This is a genomic window from Pedobacter sp. GW822-FHT03F06, from assembly GCF_058801365.1.
Genome location: NZ_JBXANE010000015.1, coordinates 176,445 through 182,770 on the forward strand (window position 1 = coordinate 176,445; position 6,326 = coordinate 182,770).

Sequence of the window (6,326 nt, forward strand, 5' to 3'; positions counted from 1 at the left end):
CTTAATGCTTTAAGATCCCCAATCAAGTTGGGGATGACGATCCTTCTAATGTATACCTACAAAAAATTATCTTCAGCCCTGTAAGCCGAAATAACAGCCAATTCGCCCTCTTTTCCACCTTTCGAATTGCCGTGCTCCATGCCCATTACCCCTTTATAACCTTTTTTATGCAAGTGTTTGAATAGATTTTTATAATTGATTTCGCCTGTTGTAGGTTCTTTTCGGCCTGGATTATCACCAATCTGGATGTAGGCAATTTCATCCCAGCAACGGTCGATGGTTTTAATTAAGTCGCCTTCCGTACGTTGCATGTGGTAAATATCGTATAGGATTTTACACGAAGGACTTTTAACTGCTTTGCAAACGGCATAGGTTTCGTTTGTTTTTTGAAGGAAAAGCTCCGGGGTATCGCTCAGGGTTTCCAAAACCATAATTAAACCGTGGGGTTCGAAAATTTCGGCTCCGGCACGCATGGCATCAATTACATTGGCAAATTGATTGCCATAAGGCAGGTTGCGTTCATAAAACCCAGGAACTACGGTAAGCCATTTTGCATTGCAACGTTTTGCGGCTTCAACCGATTTTTTGCAGGTTTCTACAAATTTGTCTTTAAATTCCTTTTTGCCAGTGGTTAAAGAGGTTTTCCAGTTATCGCCACCATCTACCACAAAAACGCCCATGCGCATACCCAGTTTTGCCAGCAGGTTCCCAATTTTTTCCTGTTCTTCTACTGATCGGTTTAGGTAGCCGTTATCTTCGATAGCACGGAAACCTTTATCGTACATAAATTGGATCTGATCTAAAAAACTCTTGCCCGCATGGTTTTCGAACATGCCCTGGTGTGGGGCATAATCCATGTTAAAAACCTTATCACTTAATGCATTCGACTTTTCAGCCGCAAAAGTATTGTTGATTCCTGCCCCAGTAGCAATTGCACCGGCAGTGAATAAGCTGTTTCTTATAAATTCACTTCTTTTCATCGGTTTGTTTTTAAACGATAGGTATTTTGTGTAATTAATTTTTTAAACCCCGTAGTTAAGGTATCAGCCACTTTGCCATCTTTTTGATGGTATACAAAATAAGCTTCGAGGTTTTTTCTGCTTTCCACAAAGGCAATGGCGTCTTTAAGGTGCATCGCCATTAAGGCATTGTCGTAGCCATCGGCTGTAATGGCATCATTAGCATATACTGTTACGCTGATCATCTCATTATCTAACGGATAACCTGTTTTGGGATCGATCAGGTGTGAAATCTTTTTCTTTCCGTTCTGGTGGAATTTCCGGTAGTTACCAGAGGTGGTAATTGCTCCTGAATTGATGGCGGCGATATGCCTGATTACCGGCGTTCCATCTTTATCCGGACCTTCAATACCGATCTTCATGGTTTCGCCATTGGGTTTAGGCCCTGAAATCCGGATTTCGCCCCCCAGTTCGGCAACGTACTGTTTAATTCCTTTTTTTTCGAGATAAGCGGCAATTAAATCAACGCTGTAACCCTGGGCAATTCCGTTTAAATCGATCTGCACACAAGGCTTTAGTTTGCTTAATAAGCCGTTCTTTAATGTTAGGTTTTTCATGCCCACACAGGCGAGTATCGATTTGATGACTGCTGGATCGGGTTCGTTTTTGGCCTCTTTTGGCCCAAAACCCCAGGCTTGTACTAATGGCGCAACCGTAATATCGAAAACACCTTTTGTATCCCGATTGATCTCGAAACTCCTTTTGAGCACATCATTTATAAATCGGTCGGTTTTGATTTCCTTTTTGGCAGCATTAAATTGATTTATCAATGATCCCTTTTTGTAAAGCGACATCGATAAATCAATTTCGTTTAATAAACTATCTATGCCTGCCTTAGTGGCTAAACTATCGGTAGCATAGTACATTATAGCATAATCGGTTCCCTGTGCATAACCATTGATTTTATATTGCTTCACTTCTTTTTTCAAGGAGAAAGCAAAAATCAGTGGTAACAGGAAAAGCAAAAACCTATAACGCATCAGTTTAGTTTTAGATCACCTTTGCTTGTCCAGGCATAGCGATAGGGTATAGTCCTTTTTCATCAGGCATTAATCTTGGGTTCGCATCCCATGCAAAACGCTCCGGCATTAAACTGATGTTCGAAGCTAAAGCTTCATCCCATTTAATGGTTTGACCAGAGTAAGTAGCATAACGACCGATAATTGCAGAGAATGTACTGGTTGCAGCATAGTCTACATTACTGAATCTATATTCTCCCTTAGAAACCGCATCGAACAGTTCGTCGTGTTCTGTTTGGTAAGGATTTGCATTTCCTTTGGTATTGTGGTTATATAGTTCTTTGCCACTATAATCTTTCATAATGGCCTGATTGCTGCCTGAAAGATAAATTTTGCCTTTGGTACCTTGAAAAGATTCATCTACACGGTTACTGATACCCTCGAAATGTCGGCACTGGCTATTAATTACCGCACCATCTGCATAAGTTAATTCGATGGAGTGGTTATCGTAAATCTCTCCGTAATCTTTCCCTGTTCTCCAGGCACGGCTACCTGTTCCCTGTACCGAAACCGGATGTCCGTTTTTTATCCAGTTGGCAATATCGATATTGTGTACATGTTGCTCAACGATATGATCGCCACATAACCAGTTGAAATAATACCAGTTTCTCATTTGGTATTCCATTTCGGTTTGGTTTGCTTTACGCGGACGTACCCAAACGCCACCACTGTTCCAGTATACCTGCCCCGACATGATATCGCCAATGGCACCATCGTTAATGCGTTTCATCGACTCGCGATAGTTGGTCTGGTAACGGCGCTGTAAACCGACTACCACATTTAATTTTTTCTTTTTGGCTTCTTCGGCTGCGGCCAATACCTTTCTAATGCCCGGTGCATCTACAGCAACAGGTTTTTCCATAAAAACCTGTTTGTTCTGTTTAACCGCTTCTTCGAAATGGATCGGGCGGAAGCCCGGAGGCGTGGTTAATAGCACTACATCAGCTAATGGGATGGCTTTTAAATAAGCATCGAAACCTACAAACTGGCGTTCTTTTGGAACATCCATCTTTGCGGCAAATTTTCCGCTTAATGATTGGTAACTGCTGTCCAGGCGATCCTGAAAAGCATCGGCCATAGCGACCAATTTAATATTGAATTTAGTGCTCAAGGCCTGGAAAGCGGCTCCTGTACCACGGTCGCCACAGCCAATTAAGGCAATTTTAATCGTGTCAGAGCCCGAAGCATAAGCCCTGGCCAATGGAATACTGCTTAACATTGCACCGCCTGCGAGCATTGCAGTCGCTTTTAAAAAATCGCGACGATCTTGTTGGTTGATTGGTTTTTTCATGTGTTTAGTTTTTATTTTGGTTAGATAGTGTCGGTTAAAAGTCTTTTATAGGTTGTTTATTGTAATAAGCATCAATTTCGGCTTTTGATGGCGTTTTAGCTGGTCGTACTAAACGCATGCCTACAAATGGCGCTTCGGGGAACCACCAATTGCTTTTCGGAATCTGTGGATCTAATTGTTTCCAAGATGGATCTGATGCCAATCTAGCTGTTGAAGTCAGGTTGTTTGGCGTTTCATCATAAGAGCCACCACGAACTACATTTGGGTAGAGTTTTTCGGGAACTGCCACAGGATTTTCTACAATTTTATCCTTGCTTTGACTATAGAAATCAGCTATATATTGGTCGTAAGTCCATTCGCTAACGTTTCCGTACATGTCAAATAATCCCCATGCATTTGGTTTTTTTTGCCCTACCTGATGGGTTTTATTGTCGCTATTGTCTTTATACCAGGCATAATCTCCTAGTTTGGCTGCATCATTGCCAAAAGAATAATTGGTTTCCGTACCTGCTTTACAGGCATATTCCCATTCAGCTTCTGTTGGTAAACGGTAGAAAATTCCTGTACGCACATAAAGCCATTTGCAAAATTGGATGGCATTGTATTGCGTCATTGCTACTGCTGGCTGGTGTTCCTTACCCATACCAAAAGTCATATCGAGATAAGGTTTTGTAGGTCTGGTTACCGCATCTACCTCCGCTGGAATAGCACTTATGCTGGCTTGTTTTTCGTAATCGCGATAAAGGAAAGGTTCGAAAATATCCCAGGTTACTTCGTGTTTTCCGATCCAGAAAGCATCGAGTTTAACCTCGTGAACGGGTTGTTCATCGGGTTTACCTGTTTTACTTCCCATCTTAAATCTGCCTGCTGGTATAGCCTGCATGTCGAATTTTAATTTTGTTCCATTAATGGATTGCGTGTACGATTCACTAGAAGTTTGTGCTGAAATCTGTGCACAGGGATAGGCAATTAATGCTACGGCAATTAACTTTTTAAACATAATTTTTGGTTAGATACACTTATTTTCTAGGTGTTTATCTGGTTGCTTTCTGAAACGCTAAAGTAAATAACCACATTTAAAACAAAGAAAATTTATGTAACAATAAAGGTAAGTATTGTTATATTAAAAGTCAAGTTGACAATTAATTAAAGTGCTTAATTCTAGCGACTACCGTCTGTCTGAAACCTTGTTACTCAGGTTGGTATAACCGATCAATGTATCCCATCGCGCTCCGGGGCGGCGATAATAAACAAAGATCTGGTAGCTGTTTTCGGTCTGGAAGAATGCACCTTCGAAAGGTTTGGTTTCCATTACCTTGGTGTCTTTATTAAACCAGGCAAATTCATAATCGTATAGGCCCTGTTTAAGTATAACATTACCGTAAAACTGTTTCCTGTTGGCATCATAGAGCAGTTTGTTTTCATTGCTCATGGTATAATTGTTAAACCGGCCAACAACATAAGCATCGCCATTCGGGCTGGGGGTTGGAGCATTTAGTGTAAATAAAACACTCATGTACTCTGCTTCTGTTTTATCGTCGCGCCCGTCGGTATTGCGGATAAAAAAGTTTCCGTTTTCATCGTACTGGTTGGCAAATGCACCAACAGTTCTGGGTGCATCCTGAAAAAGCATCACGTTTACGGATTGATTGTCACGGTAAATATCTTTAACATTATCAGCCTTGTAGCGCAAGCTCCTTGTGTCAAATTTTCTGAATTCGTTGTCTCCCCAAAAATCATTCGTATTGAGGTCGTTATAAACCAACTGGTTTGGTCTTACAAATGAAGGTTTGGTATTAACCTGAATAGTATTGGTATTGAAGTTTTGCATCACTACTGCTTTTATATCCTGGTAGGGGTTTGGGATGGGAAATGCATGGTTAATGGTGAAATTGATTTTTTGTTTGTAATTCCTGTTTTCCACCTGCATGGAATTGTTTACTTCTGCCGCTACAGCAACCTGACTATCGAGGATGTAGAAACGTTGAGAAATAACAGGTTTGTTTTTATCGCCATCTAAATAAACTTTTAATACGTAGTTGCCCCCAATTTTTGGTTGGATTTGGGTATTGGGTAAACTGATTTCGTAATGGGTGTATTTTCGGGCGGTATTAGAAGAGTAGCGATAATTAATGATGCGGTCATCATTGAAACTTCCTAAATAATCTATACTGGAAATTTTCGAAGTTTCCCATTCTGCAGTGCAGTGCTCTATGGTGTACCAGTAGTTTTGGGTACCTGCAAGTAAATCGTCGAACGAAAAAGTTATCGTTTCTGACGAATTGAGCATAACTACAGGTAGGCTCTGCTCTTTATTGCTGTTATAGCAAAGTACAGTTTTAATATTTGGAAGGTAAATTTTATTCCCGTTGATAAACGTTTTGTCGTTCTGTGCGAAAGCCAGGGTAGAGATGAAAAATAAAACCGGAATTAATATTTTCTGCATGGTTAAAAGTAAAGTTTTATTGGGAAGTGGCAAAATTGGGTTGTATGTGTTGTCGGACATTGCTATCCGAAAACTAGATTACCGTCATTTCGAGCGGAGAGCAACGCAGTCGAGAACCACGAAGTGCTCAGCGAAGCTAAATCTACTAAACAGATCTCTCCGTTCCGCGTTGCTTCAGTCGAGATGACGCAACGATATCTGTGGTGTCAGATATTACTATCCGACACTAAATGATGAATTCATAAACGAAGCCAGATGGTAACATATGACTACACATTGGATGTTTGCCACGGAAGCACGGATGGACACGGAAGCTTCCCCGCGTGCCGTCATTTCGAGCGGACCCGGTAGCTATCGGGTGCAGCGCAGGCGGGATCTTATCCGTGGTGTCAGTTATTACTATCTGACACTAAATAATGAATTCATAAACAAAGCCAGATGTTACCATCTGGCTGCACATTATTTCTCTTGGGGCGTCATCTCCTTTGGTTTATCAAACTGATTTTTCTTCTTTCAAATAGTATTACAAGAAGAAAGCTTGGTAAGCGTTT

The 6,326-nt window shown here is 41.0% G+C and carries 5 protein-coding genes; all 5 read right to left on the reverse strand.

The genetic code is table 11. The features are described from left to right. Positions 1-56: 56 nt before the first annotated feature. The 5 genes from AC1RJ8_RS22500 to AC1RJ8_RS22520 all read right to left on the reverse strand — a co-directional run bounded on the left by AC1RJ8_RS22500 (position 57) and on the right by AC1RJ8_RS22520 (position 5,775). Positions 57-980, reverse strand: coding sequence for a hydroxypyruvate isomerase family protein (locus tag AC1RJ8_RS22500; protein WP_492955766.1), 924 nt, complete (start codon positions 978-980; stop codon positions 57-59). Continuing rightward, the gene (locus tag AC1RJ8_RS22505) at positions 977-1,999 is read right to left on the reverse strand and encodes an FAD:protein FMN transferase (protein ID WP_492955767.1); all 1,023 of its coding nucleotides are present in this window, start codon (positions 1,997-1,999) and stop codon (positions 977-979) included. The genes AC1RJ8_RS22500 and AC1RJ8_RS22505 overlap by 4 nt, the downstream gene beginning before the upstream one ends. Before the next feature lie 10 nt (positions 2,000-2,009). Further along, the gene (locus AC1RJ8_RS22510) at positions 2,010-3,329 is read right to left on the reverse strand and encodes a Gfo/Idh/MocA family oxidoreductase (protein ID WP_492955768.1); all 1,320 of its coding nucleotides are present in this window, start codon (positions 3,327-3,329) and stop codon (positions 2,010-2,012) included. Between the two features lie 34 nt (positions 3,330-3,363). Beyond that, entirely contained in the window at positions 3,364-4,329 is a 966-nt protein-coding gene (locus tag AC1RJ8_RS22515; RefSeq protein WP_492955769.1) for a formylglycine-generating enzyme family protein, read from the reverse strand. 168 nt (positions 4,330-4,497) lie between these two features. Further along, positions 4,498-5,775 (reverse strand): type IX secretion system plug protein, encoded by a 1,278-nt coding sequence (locus AC1RJ8_RS22520; RefSeq protein WP_492955770.1) that lies wholly within the window; start codon positions 5,773-5,775, stop codon positions 4,498-4,500. Positions 5,776-6,326 lie beyond the last annotated feature (551 nt).